Annotated in this window: 16 protein-coding genes; 10 read left to right on the plus strand and 6 right to left on the minus strand. The window is 69.6% G+C overall.

All coding sequences use genetic code 11. From position 1 onward, the window contains the following. Nucleotides 1-15: 15 nt before the first annotated feature. The 6 genes from AC0685_RS02760 to AC0685_RS02785 all read left to right on the plus strand — a co-directional run bounded on the left by AC0685_RS02760 (nt 16) and on the right by AC0685_RS02785 (nt 7,146). The gene (locus AC0685_RS02760) at nt 16-333 is read left to right on the plus strand and encodes a hypothetical protein (RefSeq protein WP_478223948.1); all 318 of its coding nucleotides are present in this window, start codon (nt 16-18) and stop codon (nt 331-333) included. A 3-nt stretch (nt 334-336) separates the two neighbouring features. Beyond that, nucleotides 337-1,569, plus strand: a complete 1,233-nt coding sequence (locus tag AC0685_RS02765) for a WXG100 family type VII secretion target (protein ID WP_478223949.1) — start codon at nt 337-339, stop codon at nt 1,567-1,569. 28 nt (nt 1,570-1,597) lie between these two features. Then, on the plus strand, nt 1,598-2,743 hold the full coding sequence (locus AC0685_RS02770) for a hypothetical protein (protein WP_478223950.1): 1,146 nt from the start codon (nt 1,598-1,600) through the stop codon (nt 2,741-2,743). Nucleotides 2,744-3,061: 318 nt separating this feature from the next. Continuing rightward, nucleotides 3,062-3,922, plus strand: coding sequence for a ribokinase (locus AC0685_RS02775; protein ID WP_478223951.1), 861 nt, complete (start codon nt 3,062-3,064; stop codon nt 3,920-3,922). A gap of 68 nt (nt 3,923-3,990) precedes the next feature. Beyond that, a complete protein-coding gene (gene ptsP, locus AC0685_RS02780) occupies nt 3,991-5,625 on the plus strand; it encodes a phosphoenolpyruvate--protein phosphotransferase (RefSeq protein ID WP_478223952.1) in 1,635 nt (544 codons plus the stop codon). 102 nt (nt 5,626-5,727) lie between these two features. Then, entirely contained in the window at nt 5,728-7,146 is a 1,419-nt protein-coding gene (locus AC0685_RS02785) for an MFS transporter (RefSeq protein WP_478223953.1), read from the plus strand. A 172-nt stretch (nt 7,147-7,318) separates the two neighbouring features. Here AC0685_RS02785 and AC0685_RS02790 read toward each other — a convergent pair whose 3' ends face one another. Then, nucleotides 7,319-7,981 (minus strand): DUF1707 SHOCT-like domain-containing protein, encoded by a 663-nt coding sequence (locus AC0685_RS02790; protein WP_340685765.1) that lies wholly within the window; start codon nt 7,979-7,981, stop codon nt 7,319-7,321. A gap of 189 nt (nt 7,982-8,170) precedes the next feature. On the opposite strand from AC0685_RS02790, the gene AC0685_RS02795 reads away from it, so the two are divergent. Next, on the plus strand, nt 8,171-9,097 hold the full coding sequence (locus AC0685_RS02795) for a hypothetical protein (protein ID WP_478223954.1): 927 nt from the start codon (nt 8,171-8,173) through the stop codon (nt 9,095-9,097). On the opposite strand, the gene AC0685_RS02800 is transcribed toward AC0685_RS02795, so the two are convergent. The 3 genes from AC0685_RS02800 to AC0685_RS02810 are packed head-to-tail and all read right to left on the minus strand — an operon-like array spanning nt 9,098 to nt 12,113. Further along, nucleotides 9,098-9,757: a response regulator gene (locus AC0685_RS02800; protein ID WP_478223955.1), complete on the minus strand. Its 660-nt coding sequence runs from the start codon at nt 9,755-9,757 to the stop codon at nt 9,098-9,100. Further along, a complete protein-coding gene (gene macS, locus AC0685_RS02805) occupies nt 9,754-10,920 on the minus strand; it encodes a MacS family sensor histidine kinase (protein ID WP_478223956.1) in 1,167 nt (388 codons plus the stop codon). Before macS ends, AC0685_RS02800 begins: the two co-directional genes overlap by 4 nt. Beyond that, nucleotides 10,917-12,113 carry an AI-2E family transporter gene (locus tag AC0685_RS02810; RefSeq protein WP_478223957.1) on the minus strand — a complete coding sequence of 399 codons (1,197 nt, stop codon included), beginning with the start codon at nt 12,111-12,113 and terminating at the stop codon, nt 10,917-10,919. Before AC0685_RS02810 ends, macS begins: the two co-directional genes overlap by 4 nt. Nucleotides 12,114-12,391: 278 nt before the next feature. Between AC0685_RS02810 and AC0685_RS02815 the strand changes: the two genes are divergently transcribed. Both AC0685_RS02815 and AC0685_RS02820 read left to right on the plus strand, forming a co-directional pair. After that, a complete protein-coding gene (locus AC0685_RS02815; RefSeq protein ID WP_478223958.1) occupies nt 12,392-13,399 on the plus strand; it encodes a hypothetical protein in 1,008 nt (335 codons plus the stop codon). A gap of 192 nt (nt 13,400-13,591) precedes the next feature. After that, entirely contained in the window at nt 13,592-16,798 is a 3,207-nt protein-coding gene (locus AC0685_RS02820) for a beta strand repeat-containing protein (protein WP_478223959.1), read from the plus strand. Nucleotides 16,799-16,875: 77 nt separating this feature from the next. On the opposite strand, the gene AC0685_RS02825 is transcribed toward AC0685_RS02820, so the two are convergent. Further along, the gene (locus AC0685_RS02825; RefSeq protein WP_478223960.1) at nt 16,876-18,066 is read right to left on the minus strand and encodes an ROK family transcriptional regulator; all 1,191 of its coding nucleotides are present in this window, start codon (nt 18,064-18,066) and stop codon (nt 16,876-16,878) included. A gap of 91 nt (nt 18,067-18,157) precedes the next feature. Between AC0685_RS02825 and AC0685_RS02830 the strand changes: the two genes are divergently transcribed. After that, the gene (locus AC0685_RS02830) at nt 18,158-19,324 is read left to right on the plus strand and encodes an MFS transporter (RefSeq protein ID WP_478223961.1); all 1,167 of its coding nucleotides are present in this window, start codon (nt 18,158-18,160) and stop codon (nt 19,322-19,324) included. Here the strand turns inward: AC0685_RS02830 and AC0685_RS02835 are convergent. Then, nucleotides 19,321-20,091: a dioxygenase family protein gene (locus AC0685_RS02835; RefSeq protein WP_478223962.1), complete on the minus strand. Its 771-nt coding sequence runs from the start codon at nt 20,089-20,091 to the stop codon at nt 19,321-19,323. The two genes, AC0685_RS02830 and AC0685_RS02835, sit on opposite strands and share 4 nt — an antisense overlap. Nucleotides 20,092-20,105 lie beyond the last annotated feature (14 nt).

Consider the following 20,105-nt stretch of genomic DNA (forward strand, 5'->3'; position numbering starts at 1 on the left):
TTGAGGGAGAAAATCATGGGACAGCCGCAAGGCAGTGAAGACTTCAAGGTCGATCCCGCGGAGCTCGCCGCGCACCGCAATACGATCGATTACCTGGGGCAACGAGTTGCGATGACCGGGTCAGCCGCAGACGCGGCAATGGGCGACGAAGCATTCGGCCTTGTCGGAATCCCGCTGGCCGCGATCTGCGCCACTGTCCAGAGCCTGGCGCGGAGCGCGATCGAGTCGGCTGTCGAAGCTTCGGCCGACCATGCCGATCGTGTGCACACCTGGCAACAGAGGAAGCAAATGCAGGAGGACGAGTTCAAGAGCTTCTTCAAGGTGGAGGACTGACCGATGGCAGAAACACCCGTCGCTGCCCCTGGTGCCAATCCGCTGATCAAGACAGACGCCGCACAGGACGAAAGCTCGCTCGAAGGCGCGGGAATCCTCCAAGACTTCTGGGACACCGGCGCCAAGATCGCGAGCGGAGACTGGGCGGAAGGGTTGGCGAACTTCGCCAACGGCGTGACCGGTCTTGCCGACCTCGTCGCCGATCCGATCGGGACTCTGGCGGCATCGGCGTTCGGTTGGATCATCGAGCACGTGCCGTTCCTCCGTGAGCCGCTCGATTGGCTCGTGGGCGACCAGGTGGCCCTGGACAACATGATCGGGACCTGGGAGAACATCGGCAAAGAACTCGAGTCCGTCAGCGAGGACCTGGGTAAGGCCGTCGAGCGCGAAAGCGCGAATTGGACCGGTGATGCTGCGGACGCCTACCGGGCCTTCGCCAAGAATCGGGCCGACCTGTACGCGGGTATTGCCTCGGGCGCGAATTCCATCGGGACGCTGGTCAGCGTCTGCAAAATGATCCTTGCGGTCGTACGGACCATCGTTCGAGACTTGATCTCGGAGTGTCTCGGGAAACTCGTGAGTATCGCGATGCGCTACCCGGGGCCGGCGATGCCTGCCGGTATCGCCGCGGAGGGAACCCCGAAGGCCATCAGCTACGCACAGAGGTGCCTCGGCTGGATCAAGAAGTTGACCAAGGCCTTCGGCAAGGCGAAGGGCCTCTTCAAACGTCTCACCGACGGCTTCGACAAGATCAAGGACGCCTTGACTCCAAAGGCGCTGAAGAAGTTCATGGGCAGCGGGAAGAAAGCGATCGACGGTGCAGGTGACACGACCTTCGCGTCGAAGGTCACCGAGGCGAGAAAAGATCTGCCGGAGTCTCGCAAGCACATCTTTGGCTTGGAAGGTACAGCCAAGGACAAGAGTCTCACTGAGAACCTGGCGCAGGTGAAGGAAAATGTGACTGGTCGCCTCAAGGAAAACTACGGCGAAGACTTCCAGTCGAACCTCACCAAGGAGAAACGCAAAGCTATCGGGAAAAAGATCGACGAGACGGCAGGCGACGTTTTCGGCGAGGAGGAGGAGCCGCCTAGCAAAAAGGCGCCGCCTCCAGCTGGGGTCATGGGTCCGTACAGCGCGGCAGGCGCACCGCAGAAGCCCTCTGATTCAGAAAACCAAGCAGTCGAGCCGCCGATCTTCGACCAACAGGGTGGGCAGCGGATCTCAGGTTCTCTATAGGACCCCAACGACGTGGAAGGAACGCCAAGTGGCCGATGAGCGGTTGGTGATCTCAAGGACGCCAGGGGTCTTCGGTCATCTGGTGCTGGTCATCCTGTTCGGCACCTTGACCGTGGTCATGGCGATCGCCGTGGTCAGCGACTACCAGTTGGCAGTGCGCATCGTGGCCGGGGTCCTCTGCGCCGTGTTCATCTACTGCGGAACCATCGAGTTCCGTAACTACCGGACGCCGCCTCCCGCTGACGAACTGATTTTCGATCGTGCGGGAATCAGGCGTATCAAGGGTGGCGTGGTGGCCTGGAGTGCTCAGTGGGAAGACATCGCGAAGATCATCTTGAGCCTCGACTTTCGCGAGTACTCCCCGCACCGTTCCGGAGCTGACGACTTCAATCTGGTCATTCGCCCGGTATCGGGTTTCGACGCACTGTCCGCGGGATTGGCCCGTGAACCCGACGGCGACCTCCAAGTGGCCGATATCGACCTCAGACCTCGTGAGATGAAGCTGCTGTTGCCCTTTCTTGTGAAGCATGTCGATGTCGCGATCGAGGACGACAACACCGTCGTGCGGACCGTGCCCGACGAACCGGTGGTGGCCACGGCCCGCGAGGAAGATCTTGACGTCGTGGACGACGCGGTGAAGATCCATGTGAACGGCTGGGACAAGCGCAAGTTGGGAGCCTTCCGGTTCGCGGCCCTGATGATCGAGGTCACGGCCTTGGTGGTCGCTGCCGCCACTGAAGGCTCAGTGCGCGTCTGCGCGCTTGTGGTGCTCTTTGCGCTTTTCGCAGTGACGATGGTGGTCGAAGGCTTCGAAGGAGCGACGCACGAGAAGAAGAGGAAAGTCGTGCTGGAACTCGGACCTCGCGGCTTCTACTTCCGGACATACGGCACCTTCGTCGGAGTGTGGTGGCACGAGATCGACGCAGTGCGGTGGGGAGTCGACCACGGCTCCACCTACTTGGACTTCCTGCCTGGGTCGGACATGTTCGCGATCCGCCATCCGAAGTTGGCCGAATTGACCAGAAGCGACCCGTACAACGCCGAGTCCGACAGTCTCGCCGGTGGTTGGTATCGGTTGGGACGGCCGTTCAGCGTGAACGCGCGACGCGAGTTCGAGAGCAGCATGCGGAAGTCCGACCGCGTGGAGTTCCGGGAGACGGCGGCGCCGGGCTGACCAGGAGGCCGAAGCCGGGGCGCCGCCGGCGCCGATCACTCGGGGGGCTACGTGATCGACGCCGGCGACCCGATGCCCTCTTCCCGGCACCGGCCGGGATCGGGGCAACGTCACCGCTTGGAAGCGGCAACGCATCTCAAGAGCGGGCGTGATCGCCGAAGTGACGCCCGGGGGAAGGTTATCCCCCGAAAGAGTGACGGCGTTCCGCTGCTCGCCTGATTGTCGCACTACGCGCCGAGAAAGTTACAAAGTTCTTCACATCTTCGCCCGGAGAAGGGCCATGACCGGACAACTGCTGGTCATGGCATCGTTTCCTCCATGACTTCTCAGGTGCTGGTCATCGGGTCCGCCAATGCCGATCTCGTCGTCCCGGTCGACCGGCGGCCGGGTGGTGGCGAAACCGTACTGGGCGGCGACACGGTCTTGTCGCCGGGTGGCAAAGGCGCCAACACCGCGGTCGCCGCGGCCAGGCTCGGCGCCGACGTCGCGTTGCTCGGGGCGGTCGGCGACGACCCGTACGGCGAGCTGCTCAAGCGGTCGCTGGCCGAGTCCGGGGTGAACACTGGCTCCCTGCGCACGAGCGAGCGTCCGACGGGGATCGCGTACATCACGGTCACGCCCGACGGTGAGAACTCGATTCTCGTTTCGCCTGGCGCCAATTCGGCCCTGCGGCCCGAGGATGTCGACCTCGACGGCGCCGAGGTCGTGGTGTTGTCGCTGGAGATCCCGCTCGAAACCGTCGAGCACGCCGTCGCGAAGGCCGTCGAGAGCGGCGCGAAAACCCTGCTGAACCTGTCGCCGGCGGCCGAGCTTTCCGCGAAGACGCTTCAGGGGCTCGACGTGCTGTTGGTCAACGAGCACGAGGCGGCCTTCCTCCTTGGTGGCGAGGCCGACTTCCCCAAGCTGCTCGACCTCGGTCCGAAGGCCGCTGTCGTGACGCTCGGCGCGAAGGGGGCGGCGGTGGTGACCGCGGACGGGGTAACGGAGGTGCCGTCGCCGAAGGTGGAGGCCGTCGACACGACGGGCGCCGGTGACGCTTTCGCCGGGGCGCTCGCCACCTCGCTCGCGAAGGGTGACGAGCTGGCCGAGGCGGCGCGCAAGGCGGTGAAGGTGGCGGCGATCACCGTGACCCGCCAGGGGGCGCAGCCTTCGTATCCGACGGCGTCCGAACTGGAATGATGCCTTCGTCTGTGTTCTGCTGGTGGCTATGAGCCAGGTCACGCCGCCTATGAGATATGGTCTAGACCATGCCGTCTGAGTCACTGTCCGGGGTCGCCGTCAGTCCCGGCCGCGCGAGCGGTCCTGTCGTCCGGGTCGCCGAGCCACTCGGCGAACCCGCGAGCACGCCGGCACCGGCCGATCCCGCCGCCGAGGCCGCCCGGATCGCCCCGGCCGCGCAGATCGTGGCAGGCAGGCTCGAGAAGCTCGCCGAGACGGCGACGGGTGAGGCCGCGACGATCCTCGTCACCACCGCGGCGATGGCGGCCGACCCGGCGCTCGTCTCCTCGGCGGAGCAGCTGGTCAAGGATCAGAATCTGCCCGCGCCGCGTGCGGTGCACCAGGCGGCGGGCAAGTTCGCCGACGCGCTCGCGGCCGCGGGCGGCTACATGGCCGAGCGTGCCCGCGACGTCCTCGACGTGCGCGACCGGCTCATCGCCGAACTGCTCGGCATCGCGCCTCCCGGCGTTCCCGACCTGGACTCGCCGAGCGTGCTCGTCGCCCGCGACCTCGCGCCCGCCGACACCGCGGGCCTCGACCCGGACAAGGTGCTCGCGCTCGTCACCGAAGAGGGCGGCCCCACCAGTCACACCGCGATCCTCGCCCGCGCGCTCGGCATTCCCGCCGTCGTCGCGGTCCGCGGCATCCTCGCGCTCGACGCGCAAGCGCTTGCGGTGGACGGGGACACCGGGGTCGTCGAGGTCGCGGACCCGGCCGCCGAGGTCGTCACGGCCGCCAAGACCGGCGCGATCGAGTGGGACGGCACCGGCGCGACCTCCGACGGCCACCGGGTGAAGGTGCTCGGCAACGTCGGTTCCGCTACCGATGCCCAGGCCGCGGCCGAGGCGGGCGCGGAAGGCGTCGGCCTCTTCCGGACCGAGTTCTGCTATCTCGACGCGTCCGCCGAGCCGAGCGTCGAAGAGCAGCGCAAGGCCTACACCGCCGTGCTCACGCCGTTCCGCGGCAAGCCGGTCATCGTCCGCACGCTCGACGCGGGCGCCGACAAGCCTCTCGCGTTCCTGGAGCCCGAGGCCGAGCCGAACCCGGCGCTCGGCGTACGCGGCCTTCGCGTCGCTTTCGACCGGCCCGAGATCCTCGACCGCCAGCTCGAGGCCATCGCGGGTGCCGCGCAGGACTCCGGAGCCGAGGTTTCGGTGATGGCCCCGATGGTCGCCACCGCCGCCGAGGCCGCCTGGTTCGCCGAGCGTGCCCGCGCCGCCGGAATCGCCCGCGTGGGCGTGATGATCGAGATCCCGGCCGCCGCGCTGACCGCCCGCGAGATCCTCGACGCGGTCGACTTCGTCTCCGTCGGCACCAACGACCTCGCGCAGTACACCTTCGCCGCGGATCGCCAGCTCGGCGCGGTCGCCAAGCTCAACGACCCGTGGCAGCCAGGGCTGCTGCGCCTGCTGAAGGTCATCGGGCAGGCCGCGAAGGACACCGGCAAGCCCGCCGGTGTCTGCGGTGAAGCCGCCGCCGACCCGAGGCTCGCGCTGGTGCTGGCCGGGCTCGGCCTCACCAGCCTTTCGATGAACGCGCCCGCCGTGCGCGCGGTCGGCGCGAGCCTGGCGGCCACGACGCTGGCCGAATGCGAGTCGCTGGCCGAGGCCGTTTTGGCCACGTCGGACCCGGTCGCCGCGAGGCAGGCCGCCGCGAAGCGGTAGCAAAGGTCCCCCGCTCCCAAAAAGGATCGGGGGCATGTCGAAATCAGGTCCACCACTTCGACGCCTAGGTGAAAGACACCGAAGCGACGAAAGGACCGGACCATGACGACCACCATGACCTCGACGCGGGCGGGACGCCGGGAGTGGGTCGGGCTGGCCGTATTGGCCCTCCCCACCTTCCTGGTCTCCCTCGACGTCTTCGTGCTGATCCTCGCGCTGCCGAAGCTCAGCCAGAGCCTCGGCGCCGACAGCGTCCAGCAGCTGTGGATCATGGACGTCTACGGCTTCATGATCGCCGGCTTCATGGTCACCATGGGCACCCTCGGCGACCGCATCGGACGCCGGAAACTGCTGCTCATCGGCGCCACGGCGTTCGGGCTCGCCTCCGTGCTGGCCGCGTTCTCGACCTCCGCGCTGATGCTCATCGCCGCCCGCGCGCTCCTCGGGATCGCCGGCGCGACGCTGGCGCCGTCGACGCTCGCCCTGATCAGCAACCTGTTCTCCGACAGCCGCCAGCGTTCGCTCGCGATCGGCATCTGGGCGGGCTGCTTCACCGTCGGCGCGATCGTCGGGCCGATGGTCGGCGGCGTGCTGCTGGAGCACTTCTGGTGGGGGTCGGTGTTCCTGCTCGGCGTGCCCGCGATGGTCCTGCTGCTCGTCGTCGGCCCAAAGCTCCTGCCCGAGTACCGCAACGAGAACGCCGGCCGCCTCGATCTGGCGAGCGTCGCGCTTTCGCTGGTCACGATCCTGCCCGCGGTCTACGGCATCAAGGAACTCGCCCGCGAGGGTGTGCACGTGGTCCCGGTGGCCTCGCTGCTGATCGGCCTGGCCTTCGGTGTGGTGTTCGTGCGGCGCCAGCGAATCCTCCAGGACCCGCTGATCGACCTGACGCTGTTCCGCGCCCGCGCGTTCACCACGGCGATCGGCGGGATGTGCGCGTTCACCATGCTGGGCGGTACGACCATGCTCTTCGTCGCGCAGTTCTTCCAGATCGTGCTGCAGCTTTCGCCGGTCGGCGCCGCGCTGGCGTTGCTGCCGGGCATGCTCGCGTCGACCGTCAGCTTCCTGGCCGCGCCGGTCCTCGCCCGCCGTGTTCGCCCAGCGACGCTGATCGCCGCCGGCCTGGCGGGCGCGATCGCCGGATTCCTGCTGCTGACGCAGGTCGAGGCGGGCGCCGGTCCGGTGGTGCCGTCGATCGCCTTCGCCATCACCTGCCTGTGCGGTGGTCCGCTGGTCACCTTGGGCACGGATCTGGTCGTCGGCTCCGTGCCGCCGGAGAAGGCCGGTTCGGCGGCCTCGCTTTCGCAGACCGGCAACGAATTCGGCTACGCGCTGGGCATCGCGACCGTCGGGACCCTGGGCAACGCGGTCACCCGGTCCCGGCTCGCCGACGCCGTCCCCGCGCACGACGCGTTCGCCAGCGGGATGCACGCGGTGTCCGGACTGGCCGCGCTGGTGCTGGCCGCGGTCGCGTACTTCGTACTCCGGCACCTCCGCCACGTGCGTCCGGTCGGCGCCTGAGTGTCTGTTGGTGAACCCGCGTCCGCGATCGCGTCGGCAGGGCGCGACCTGGTCTTACCTCTCACGTTCGCGACAGAGGCGCCCTGCCACCGCGATAGCGGGGCCTTCGGCCGGGGCGGGTTCACGCGTTATGTCCCTTTCGCGAGACACGTCGCAGCTTCGCCAACAGGCTCTAACCGAAGAAGCCCCGCCGCGGGTACTTGATGATCAGCGACCCCCCGTGCACGCGCCCGGTGATGACGAACCGGGGCGTGCCGGGGCGGCCGTTCGACCGCGTCCGGTCGTCGAGGTTGCCGAACTTGATGTCGGTGATCGAGTTGGTGTCGACGGCGCCGTTCTCCGGGATGGTGATCTCCACCGGACCCCATTTGGCCTGCAGTTCGATATGCACCACCGGATGCCGGATCTCGGCCTGGGAGAAGTCCAGCTTCGTGGCGCCGTACTTGTTCCGGATCACCATCGACTCGGGGACCAGCCAGTTCCCGTTGCGCTGCAACGCCGAGTACTTGCCGTTGAGCTCCATGACCTGCCCGGACGGCTGCGCGTAGGCATGCTGCCTCGGCGGTGCCCACGGGTTCTGCTGCTGCCGCGGCACCATTCCCGCCTCGGGGTGCACCAGGCCGGGCAGATCCGTGAGCACCGCGTTCAGCTCACCGCGGGTCTTCGAGGCGAGGGCGCGGTCGGTCCGTTCGGTGAACTCGTCGAGGTTCAGCATCCCGAGGCCGATCGCCTTCTGCAGGACCTCGACGACGTGTTCCCGTTCCGCGTCGGAGACCCGGATGTCCCGTCCGGTCAACGGCTTGGTTTCGGTCGCCGGCTGCTCTTCCTCGCCCATGCCAGGAATGGTAGAACCGATTCTCACGCGCGAGATCGGGGAAATACCCTGAACAGACCCGTATTTCTCCCCTGTGCCGCCCTGCTGGCAGCTGTCCTGCTGCTGGCCGGATGCACCGACGTCACCTCGCAGCCGGCGCCGGCTCCCGGGCCGACATCGCCGCCACCGTCGAAGCTCGAAGGCATCCCGGTGGACTACAGCGGTTTCCGGCTCGTCATGGCGACCTCGCCGCCGTCGATGCTCGATCCCGCCACCGGCGTCACCACCCCGCTGCCCGGCGCCCCGGCCGGTGACCGGGTCAACGACGTCGTCCGGGTCGGCAAGTTCCCGGTCGTGCTGTCGGCCGGCCGCTGCGGGCCGTCGTGCCTGGAGCCGTCCGAGGTGCTCGTCTACGGCGATCCCAAGAACCAGCCGTGGAAACTCGGCAAGGCCCGCAGTGTCGCCCCGGCCGCCGACGAGAGCGGTGTCTGGCTGATCCGCGACGACGGCAATGACCTGTGCCGCCTCCAATACGTCTCCTTGCTCGGCGTCGAGCGCGGGCGCGGCCGTCCGGCGAGCTGCACGATGGCGGTGCGCCAGGAGGTGCCGCAGGGCCTGCTGATCACGGTGAACACCGGGACGGCCACCGCCGAGGACGTGCTGATCGACCCCGCCACCGGCCGCGCCGTGCACCAGTTCCCCCGGGTACTGGCGATCACCAAGGATCGGATGCTGCTGGCCGAGCTGACCGAGTTCTCCGTGCTCGACCTGCGGAACAACCAGCGCACGCCGGTCAAGCGGCCGGTGGCCAACGGCAAACCGGGCCCAGCGGTGCCGAGCCGCGACGGCTACAAGGTCGCCGTGCTGTTCGGCGACCCGGCCTGGGCCGGGACGGCCACGCAGACCGCCGACGTCTGGGTGCTCGCCCTCGACACGCTGACCTGGACACACGCGCCCTCGACACCGATCGCCACCGAGCTCAAGCGGGTCGCGGTCGAATGGACCGAAGACGACAGCCTGGTGCTCGCCACGGACGTCGTCGCGAGCTGGCGGCTCGACCGGCCACAGTGGACGGTCGTCAAGACCGCGTTGCCCGCCGAGCGGAACCGGTCGGTGGTGACGATCGGCCAGGGGTGACTATTCAGCGTCCAGCCCGTGCTCGATGGCGTACCGGGCCAGTTCGACACGGTTGTGCAGCTGGAGTTTCCGCAGCGTCGACTGGACATGGTTCTCCACCGTCCGATGCGACAGCACGAGCTTCTCGGCGATCTGCCGCGCCGTCATCCCCTTCGCGACCAGGCGCAGGACGTCGGTCTCGCGTTCGGTCAGCCGCGGCGGCGCGGGCCCGTCGTCCGGCGCGTCGGCCATGCGGCGGTACTCGCCGAGGACGAGCCCGGCGAGTCCGGCGGTGAACACCGGGTCGCCCGCGGCGGTCCGCTTGACCGCGTCCACGAGCTCGCTCGCCGAAGCCGATTTCACCAGGTAGCCGGACGCCCCGGCCTTGACCGCCTCGAGGACGTCGCTGTGCTCGCCGCTCGCGGAGAGCACCAGGACCTTGGTCGACGGCAGTTCCGAGGTGATCTCGCGGGTGGCGTCGACCCCCGAAGTCTCGCCGAGATTGAGGTCCATCAGGACGACGTCGGGCTGGACCGTGCGCGCGATCCGCACCGCGGCGGGCGCGTCCGGCGCGGTGGCCCGCACGTCGAAACCGTGTTCGGCCAGGTCGCGCGCGACCCCGTCCCGCCACATCGGATGATCGTCGACCACCATCACCGAGACCTGAGCCTCACCGGTCATCGCTTTCCCCTCGCCGCGACTGGAACCTTGACTTCCCATTCCGTGCCCTGGCCGGGCGCGGTGTCCAGGGCGACACTTCCGCCCAGATCCCGCACGCGCCCCTTGATGGACTCCGCGATACCTAGATGTCCCTCGGCCGCCGCGCGTTCCAAAACGCCGGGCGCGATTCCCGGCCCGTCGTCGCGAACGCTGACGACGACCTCGGTGCCGAGGTCCTCCAGCAGCACCCAGGCGTGCGCGTCTTCCCCCGCGTGTTTCTCGACGTTCGACAGCGCCTCGCGCGCCACGGCCACCAGCTCCGAGGTCACGTGCTCGGGCAGCTGGACCTCGCCCGCGGGCGTCGAGACCTGCACCGACGGCGTCGCGAGCAGCTGCAGCGCGGCACGGAGGTCGGTGGTCCCGTTCTCGCTCGGATGCGTCGGCTCGGTGGTGACCAGCGCGCGCAGTGCGATCTCCTGCTCACCGGCCAGTTTCGCCAGCTCGGCGGCCTCCCCGCCGAATTCGGCGCCGCGTTTGCGCACCCTGGCGAGGACCTGGAGGACGCTGTCGTGGATCGAGCGGGCGAGCCGCTCGCGTTCGGCCGTCGCGGCTTCCATCCGCAACGCCCTGGTCAGCGCGTCCGCCGACCGGCGAGCCATCGTGGCGGCCAGCCCGATCACGAACCCGCTCGCGGTCAGCAGGAAGCCGTCCCTGGCGACGTCGACGTCGAACCGCCAGCGCACCAGCCCGGTGACCACCGAGACCACCAGCCCGGCGAGCACCCCGCCGACCGCGCCGAACCGCGTGCCGGCGACCGCGGGCGGGACCGCCGCCCACACCGTCGTGATGAGCGGGATGTTGGCGTCGAACTGCGCGGTGGTCAGGATCCACGCCGACGTGAACATGAGGGCGACGGTGAGCGCGAGATCGACGCCGACCAGCCACGGCCAGCGGCTCGACGGCCGCGCGTAGAACACGCTGCTGACGATCGTCCACACCGTCATCAAGCCGAACGACGTCCACGCCAGCCACTTGTTCGCGTAGCCGTCGTAATGGACGACGAACGAGCCGAGCGCGAAGAGCAGCGTCGTCACGCGAAGCACGATCACCCCGCGCCACAGCGGAGTGGCCGGGTCCCGCGTGCCGAGCGCCGAGACGGCGCGCCAGAGCGGGGTCTCGGTCATGACTTGGCTTCGGACTCTTCCCCGGGATCATTCGGTTGCGCCGCCTGATCCCGCAGGACGTCGATCTCGGCCGGATCGGGATCGTGTTCATGCAGCAGCGACCGGATCCCCGCGTTGAGCACCGCGAGCAGCGGCACCGAGAGCAGCGCGCCGGCGATCCCGGCGGCGACGAGACCGGCGGTGATCGCGAGCACCACGGCGAGCGGGTGCAGCTTCACCGCGCGGCCGAGCAGGATCGGCTGCAGCACGTGGCTTTCCAGCTGCATGACGCCGATGACGATGGCCAGCACGACCAGCGCGCCGACGATGCCCTTCGTCACCAGCGCGATCAGCACCGCGACCGCGCCCGCGATCACGGCGCCGATGATCGGGATGAAGGCGCCGAGGAACACCAGCGTCGCCAGCGGGATCACCAGCGGCACGCCGACGATCGCCAGCCCGATGCCGATGCCGACCGCGTCGACCACGGCCACCGCCGCCGTCGCGCGCACGTAGCTGACCAGCGACGCGAAGCCGCGCCGCCCGGCGACGTCGACCCGGTTCCGCACGCGGCCCGGCACACCGCGGACCAGGAACTTCCAGATCTGGTCGCCGCCGGAGAGGAAGAAGATGAGGATGAACAGCGTCAGGATGAAGCCGGTGACGATCTCGCCGACCGTGCCCGCGGTGGTGAGCGCGGTCGTGGTGATCGACGCCTGGTTGTTCTGCAGGAAGCTGATCGCCTGGTTGATGAACTCCTGGATCTGCTCCTGGCGCAGGTGCAGCGGCCCGTCGATGAGCCAGACCTTGATCTGGTTGAGGCTTTCCGTCAGCTGCTTCTGCAGTTCGGGCAGGCCGGAGGAGAACTGCGCGACGACGAACGTCAGCAGCCCGCCGAGGACCGCGAGCCCGGCGATCAGCACTATCCCGGCCGCGAGCCCGCGAGGGAATCTCAACATCGTCAGCTTGGAGACCGCCGGCGCGAGCAGCGCCGCGAGCAGCAGCGCGATCGACAACGGGATCACGACCACCGACAGATAGCCGATGAGGAACACGATGACGTAGAGCGCGGCGATCACCACGATGAAACGCCACGACAACGCCGCACCGATCCGCAGGCCGCGGGGCACCAGGTTGGTGACGTCTTCGGTCGACTCGGAGAGGAACGGGTTCGCCGGGTCGAATTCCGGCTGTTTGCGCTGGGGCTCGCTCACGCGCTCACCGTATCGGTCCGAGGCGACGTTTCCCGACCATTCCGGGCGACGCGCACGGGGCGAATTCGCCCGATGCGACGCTTGACACACCACCTGCGGATCAACTCTGGAGTAACCGCGCTCCGCCAGCCGTGATCACACATCGTGATTTTGGGCTACACCGTGTGTTCTTCACACGATCGTGCCATCAAGGTGGTTCAAAGTCGCGCGGGCCTTCCGCACTTTGCTTACCTCGGTCCCGCAACCACGAACGGCATACCGACGTGACAGGAGACCGAGTGACGAACGCGGCGAAGAACGAGGGGCGGGGCGCGGCGCGCTTCGGCCGTCTCGCTTCGCGTGCGCTGTTCGTGCTCGGCGGCGCCGTCGCCGGTTCCGCCGTCGCGTGGGTCGTTTCGGGCTCTTCCGCTTCCGCGGACATCACCCCGGTGGTCTCCACTCCCGAAACCAGCGTCACCCCGGTCACCGACGCCACCGCGGCGGGTTTGACCGACGTTTCCCAAGGCGCGTCGAAGTTCGCGGGTGACGTCGCCGGTGCGATGTGCGGCGACAGCCAGCAGGACGCCACCACGTGGTCGATGCCCGCCGAGAACGAGTCCGCTTCCGCGAAGCACCACTGCGGCGACATCCGCGCCGACCGGCACGAGGTCTCGACGCGCGTCAGCGACGCGGTCACCGACTTCGCGGACAACTCGGTGATCACCCCGGTCAAGCGGACCCTCGGCGCGGTCGAGCACATCGTGCGCGAGCCCCAGGACACCCGCCAGGTGCTGGACGAGACGTTCACCCCGTCGCCCGACTTCGGCCGCGGGGTCTGGGACCTCCTCGACCCGAACGGACACGGCGACCTCGTCCCGGAGCTCCCGGTCGGCGGAACCCCGGTGAACCCCGAGTCCCCGTTGGACACCATCGGCGCCGGTGCGCAGGTCACCGACTTCGCGCAGCTGGCGACGACCCAGTTCCCCGCTTCCCTCGAAACCGTCCTCCCGATGCCGGCCCTCGTGCAGCAGCACGGCGCGTTCGATCAGGTCGAGGACGCCCCGGCACGTGACGGTCACCGCGGTGACTTCCCGCGTCCGATCACCCCGGCGCCGCTTCCCGCCGCGCCTTCCTTCCCGACTGTCCCCGGCGGCTCCGCCCCCGGTGGTCACCTCGACGGCCTGACCCACGGCGTTCCCGCCTGGGTCGCCGCCGCCGTCGAGCGTTCCCTGACCGGCTACGCGCTGGCAGGCACGCGGTACATGCCGCTCACCCCGGGCTCGCAGCCCGGCGTCACTCCCGACTGAACACCTCCCTCCGCGGGGTAGCCGACGCGCCTCACGCCTCCCGATTCCGGGCATGGCTTCGCGTCCGCTCCTGATCCCCGCGAAACGGCGGTGCGCTTTGTCGCGCCCGCAATCGCTCCACCCCCCTCTGGTGCCTTTCGAACGGCACCCCCTGAACCCGAAAGGGAACCCGAAATGAAGGAGAAAAACCCCATGCAATCCTGGGCAAAGCGCGGACTCCAGACCGCGTTGGTCACGGGTGGGTTGTTGATGCTGGGCACCGGCATCGCCTCGGCTGACGAACACGTCAACCCCGACACCCCGGCCTCCCCGCTCGACGCGAACGTCACCGTTCCGGTCGAGATCGACAACAACGCCGTTGGCACGCCCCTCGGCCAGGCCGACCTCCCCGGTTACAAGGGCGAGATCAGCACCAAGGCCGTCACCAAGCCCGTCTCGGACGCGCTGGACTCGGCTTCGTCGCCCGGCGGCAGCACCGACGGCATCGGCGGAGGGCTCCCGAGCCTTTCCGGCAAGAACGCCGTTCCCGCTCCGCTGGCCGCCAAGGACTCGGCCCGTCAGGTCAGCGGTGGGCTGACCGGTGGTGGGTTCACCACCACGGACGACATCCTCAAGGGCAACAAGGTCGTCGGTGACGTCGTCGTCCCGATCCAGATCGTCGACAACGCCATCGGCGTGATCGGCGACGCCGAGGTCGAGGGTGGCACCCACGACCAGACCTGGTCGCACAACCAGGACGTCGAGACCACCGGTGCGGACTCCAGCCTCGCCGGGAACGTCGTGTCCCTCGACTGGGCGCTGCCCGTGCAGATCGCCGGCAACGGCGGCGGGCTCGCCGGCGGCACCGGCCGCGTGGTCGGCGGTTCCGCCAGCCAGAGCACCACCGAGACCGGCAACATCACCACCGACGGCGAGGGCTCCGCCCTGTCCGGCAACGTGGTGGCCGGCCAGTTCGCCACCCCGGTCCAGGTCACCGGCAACGCCGCCTCCTGGATCATCGGCAACGCCAACAGCTCCGGCTACGAGGCCGAGACCGAGGCCACCTCCGGCGGCTGGATCGAGACCGACGGTGACGACTCCGCCCTCGGCGGCAACGTCGGCGCGGTGCCGATCGCCCTCCCGGTGAAGTTCAACGACAACGCGGCCGCCGCGTGGGGTTCGCTCGCGAACTCCAACAGCAGCTCCTCCGCGGACGCCACCGCCGGTGACACCACCCCGGGCTGGAGCAACGTCCCCAGCTACGTGCAGACCTCCGGCGAGGACTCGGCCGTCGCGGGTAACGCGATCGTGCCGCAGACCGCGGACGTCGCGAACGTCGGCGGCGTGGCCGCCAGCTGGATCGGCCTCGCGAACACCGGCACGGAAGGCGGGACCAGCCAGTCCAGCACCGTCGACGCCGGTGGGTTCATCAGCAGCGAGGGCGAAGGCTCCGCCGGTGGCGGCAACATCGTCGACCCGGCCGTGGCCGCTCCCGTCGAGGTGACCTGCATCGCGGGCACCTACATCGGCAGCGCCAACGTCGCCTCGTGCGAGAACACCGTCGACGCGAACGCCGGGAACGGCACCCACACCACGGGTGACAACTCCACCCTGGCGGGCAACGTCGTCAACACCCAGGCCGCGCTGGCCCCCGAGGTGTTCGGCGTCGCCGGCTCGCACATCGGACAGGCGACCGCCGACGCGTCCGAGACGAAGACCGTGACCGCGGGTGCGTACGACGGCACCACGGGCAACGACTCGTCCGGCTCGGGCAACATCGTCCAGGTCCCGGCCGCGGTTCCGGCCGAGGTCTTCGGCGTCGGTGGCTCGTTCATCGGTCAGAGCACCGCTTCGGCCGAGGAGACCAAGGTCGTCTCCGGCGGCGGCGGCGGGAACACCGCCGACGACAACGGCTTCCTCAGCTCCAACCTGGGCACCGTGCCGGTTTCGCTGCCGGTGCAGGCGTTCGGGATCGGTGGCGCGTTCATCGGCCAGGGCCACGGTGGCGCCGACGGCGACACCACCTCCAACGCGGGTGGCGACGTCCACGCGACCGGTGACGGTGGCGCGGGCTCGGGCAACCTGGTCTACGGCCCGGTCTCCCTGCCGGTCCAGGCGCACAACTTCGCCGCGGTGCTCGGCGGGATCGCCTCGGGCAAGGGCACGAACCTCACCGACTCGAGCGCGGGCGGCGACGCCACCGCCAACGGTGAAGAAGGCGCCCTGGCCGGCAACATCGTCCAGACGCCGATCGGTGGCGCGGTCCCGGTGACCGGGCACGGCATCGCCGGCGCGGGCATCGCCGAGGGCGAGAGTGTCAGCGACGTCCTTTCGGAGGCGGGCGGCGACGCCACCACCACCGGTGACGAGGGCGCGGTTTCGGGCAACATCATCGGCGCGCAGGCGCTGCCGATCGTGCCGGTCACCCACGACGCGGTCGCGGTCGCCGGGCTGGCCGACGCCGAGGGCGCCAACACCGTCGACGCCATCTCGGGTGGGGACGTGGAGACCTCGGGTCTCGACGGATCGCTCTCGGGCAACATCCTCGACATCCCGGCCGCGGCCGACCCCGAGGTGTTCGGCAACGCCATCGCGGCGGTCGGCGGCGTGTCCGAGACCGAGGCGACCAGCATGATCACCGGCCAGGCCGGTGGCGACAGCATCACCGACGGCAGCGGAGAGGCCCTCTCGGGCTTCAACTTCCACCACCCGCTCGTCTTCGTGGTGCCGCTGAACGAGTTCGAGATCCCGGTCCTCGCGATCGCGGACGAGAACTCGGAGGACTTCACCGAGATCAACGGTGAGGAGTTCTCCCGCGCCTTCACCGACTCGGTCGGTTCGGAGATGCCGATCGACGCGCTGCCCGCGCTGCCCTTCGGTGCTCCGGCCCTGCCGTCGATGAACGGTGCCGGCGCTCTGCCGACCACCCCGGCGATCGGTGGCGCCCGTGCCGACGGTCCCCAGGTGGCGACCCTCCCGGTGCAGGTGGCCGGACTGACCGCGCTGAAGCAGCTGGGAGCCATCCCGACGCAGCTGCCGAAGTCGGACCTGCCCGAGCTGCCCGGCACCCCGGCCCTGCCCGGTGTCCCGGCCCTGCCGAAGACCCCGGGTCTGCCCGGTGACGCCGCTCGTGCGGACGCCCCCAAGCTCGCCCAGCTGCCGGCCCTCCCGGCGCTGAACGGGCTGCCCACCGCGGGCAACCTGCCCACCGCCGGCAACCTGCCCACCGCGGGTGCGCTGCCGACCGCGGGCGCCCTGCCGGTGCAGCTGCCCACGACGGGCACCCTGCCGGTCGTGAACAACACCCCGGCGATGCCGACCGCGCAGGTCCCGGCTCTGGCGGGCGTCGACTCGTCGCCGCTGAGCATGTTCCAGCGTTTCCTCGGCACCCTGACCGGCAAGAAGTTCCACACCATGTGAACCTGCCAGTCGGCTAGCGCCACTGAATGAACCGAAGCGGGCCCGGGAGACACTCCCGGGCCCGCTTTGTGTTCGCTTCAGCCGCCCGGGGTGAAGAGCACGTCCTGGGCGGCGCCCACCGCGGTCAGCACCGCACCCTCCAGTACCGCGCTCCCGCCGACGGTGCCCGCCCGCACCTCGGTCCGCAGCGGTGAGATCTCCGAGAGCCGACGGCTCACCCTGGCCGCCAGCGCGTCGCCGCCGGCGCGCCCGATCTCCCCGCCCAGCACGAGACAGCCCGGGTCCAGGACCGCGGTGACCGCGGCGGCACCGATCGCGATCCGCTCCGCGACGATCTTCAGGAATTCGTCGGCGTTCGAGTCGATCGCGTATCCGACGGCCGCCTCGGCCGCTTCGGCGTTGTCGGCCGACGAAGCCGGGATGCCGTGCGCGCGGGCGAGTTCGCAGATCGCGGCGCTGCCCGCGAGGGTGTGGAAGCCGCCGTCGCAGTCGGTCGCCGTCGGCAGCCGTCCGGGGCCCAGCATCGGCAGGAACCCGATCTCCCCCGCGCCGCCCGACGCGCCCCGCCGCAGCGAACCGTCGAGGACGACCGCCGCGCCGACGCCGAAACCCAGCCACAGCAGGACGAACGTGTCCCGGTCGCGGGCGGCGCCGAGCCGCTGTTCGGCGGCGGCCGCGAGGTTGACCTCGTTCTCCAGCAGCACCGGGACACCGAGCCGACGCCGGAGCTCGTCGACGAGTTTCCCGTGCCACGCGGGCAATCCGCCGGCGTGCCGCAGGCCGCCGGTCGCCGGGTCGACGAGACCGGGAGCGCCGACGGCGATCGTGTGCAGCTCGGCCGCGCCCGCCTCGGCGGTGGTGGCCTCCAGCAGGGCGATCGCCCGCTCGACGGCTACGTCGGTGTCGACGTCCAGGTCGAACGGCAGCGAGGACTCCGCTCGGGTCCGGCCCAGCAGGTCCGCGACCGAAACGGCCACGCCGTGGGTGCGGACGTCGAGGCCGGCGAGGTACGCGCGTTCGGCGACGATGCCGTACAGCTTCGCGTTCGGGCCGCGGCGTTCCGCGCCCGCCTCGCCGACGATCTCGATCAGCCCGGCGTCCTGGAGGCGTTCGACGAGGTCCGCGACCGTCGGCCGGGAAAGCCCGGTCAACGTCTTGAGCTGGGCGGCCGTCAGTGAGCCTTCGCGGTGGAGGAGGTCGAGGGCGAGGCGGTCGTTGATGGCACGTGCCGTGCTCGGGGAGGCGGACGGCATCCGGATGACACTCACCGGCAGATCCTCCCAGAATTAATTATCAGGTTCCCTTCCTGATAGTTTACGCTGACGCCCGTCGAGTCGTCTCATGGACCTTGGGGGCCCAGTGACCAACACAGTGGAAACCGTCGGCGGGCCGACGCGGCGGGTGCGGCAGGCGCGGATCGCCACCGCCGCCGTCTTCGCCGTGCACGGCGCGGTGACCGGCAGTTTCGCCACCCGGATCCCGTGGATCCAGGAGCACGCGGGGATCAGCGCGGGCCAGCTCGGCCTCGCGCTCGCCTTCCCCGCCATCGGGGCTTCGCTCACCATGCCGCTCGCCGCGCGGATCGGGCACCGGCTCGGCAGCAGGCTCGGGCTCCGCCTGCTGCTCGCGTACTGGACGCTGGCGCTGATCCTCCCCTCCCTCGCGGGGAACCTCTTCACCCTGTGCCTCGCGTTGTTCGTCATGGGCACCGCGGCGGGTACCTCCGACGTGCTGATGAACGCCCTCGGCGTCGACGTCGAGGAGAGGATGGGCAAGTCGGTCATGTCGGGACTGCACGGCATGTGGACCACGGGGGCGCTCGTCGGCTCCGCCGCGGGCACGCTCGCCGCGCATGCCGGGCTGGACGCCCGGATCCACTTCGCGATCGCGTCGGCCGTGCTCACCGTCGCCGGCGCGCTCATCTGCCAGGGCGTCTTCGACGTCCGCAGCGCGCCGGACGAGAATCCGCCCCCGAGGTTCGCGCTCCCGCCGAAGTCGGCCGTGATCATCGGCGCTGTCGCGTTCTGCGCCGTCTTCGCCGAAGGGGCGAGCCTCGACTGGTCCGCCGTCTACCTGCGCGACGTCCTCGGCACCTCGCCGGGGATCGCGGCGGCGTCGACCACCGCGTTCACCTGCACGATGGCGGTCGCCCGCCTCTCGGGCGACGCGCTGGTGCGGCGTTTCGGCTCTGTCAACACCGTCCGCGCGGGTGGCGCCTTCGCGACCGCGGGCGGGTTGCTGGTCGTCTTCGCCGCGCATCCGGTGATGGCGATGGCCGGTTTCGCGCTGATCGGGCTCGGCGTCTCCGTCGTCGTGCCGCTCGCCTTCGCGGCGGCCGGACGCAGCGGGCCGACGCCGAGCCAGTCGATCGCGGGCGTCGCGACCATCACCTATTCGTCGGGTCTCGTGGCGCCGTCGCTGATCGGCGGGATCGCCGACCTGACGTCGCTGACGGTGTCGTTCGCGGTGGTCACGCTGCTGGCGCTCGGCCTGGTGGCGGGCGCCGGCGTCCTTCGATCCCGCTAGCCGAACTGGAGGGAACGCTTGGCGAGGCCGTGCCAGTAGCCGTCAATGACGGTCTCGCCTTTTCCTTCCGAAGAACTCGCGCCGAGCGAGACGAACAGCGGTGCGAAGTGTTCGATCCTGGGGTGCGCGATGGCCACGGCGGGCGCCTTGCGCTGGAAGTCCAGCAGCGCGTCGAGGTCGCCCTCGCGCAGAGTTTCCGCACCCCAGTGGTCGAATTCGCTCGACCACGCCGGCGGCGTCCCGTCGGTGCCGTCGGTCTGGCTCATCGCGCTCAGGTTGTGGGTGAAGAAGCCGCTGCCGATGAGCAGCACGCCTTCGTCGCGCAGCGGCGCGAGCTTCCGGCCGAGGTCGAACAGCCCCTGCGGGTCCAGCGACGGCATCGACACCTGCAGCACCGGGATGTCGGCGTCGGGGTACATCTCCACGAGCGGGACGTACGCGCCGTGATCGAGGCCGCGGTCGGGCGCGTCGTGGATCGGCGTCTGGGACGAGCGCAGGAGTTTACGCACCTTGTCCGCCAGCTCGGGAGCGCCGGGCGCGGCGTATTTCACCTGGTAGTAGCGATCCGGGAAGCCCCAGAAGTCGTAGACCAGCGGCACCGTGGTGGTGGCGCCGAGGGTCAGCGGTGCCTCTTCCCAGTGCGCCGAGACGACGAGGATCGCCTTCGGTTTCTCGAGGTCCGCCGACCAGTCGGCGAGCTGGCGGGTCCAGGTGGCGTCGTCGGCGAGCGGCGGCGCGCCGTGGCTGAGATAGAGCACCGGCGTCATGTCAGCTCCAGGTG

Source organism: Amycolatopsis sp. NPDC043889, assembly GCF_056435645.1.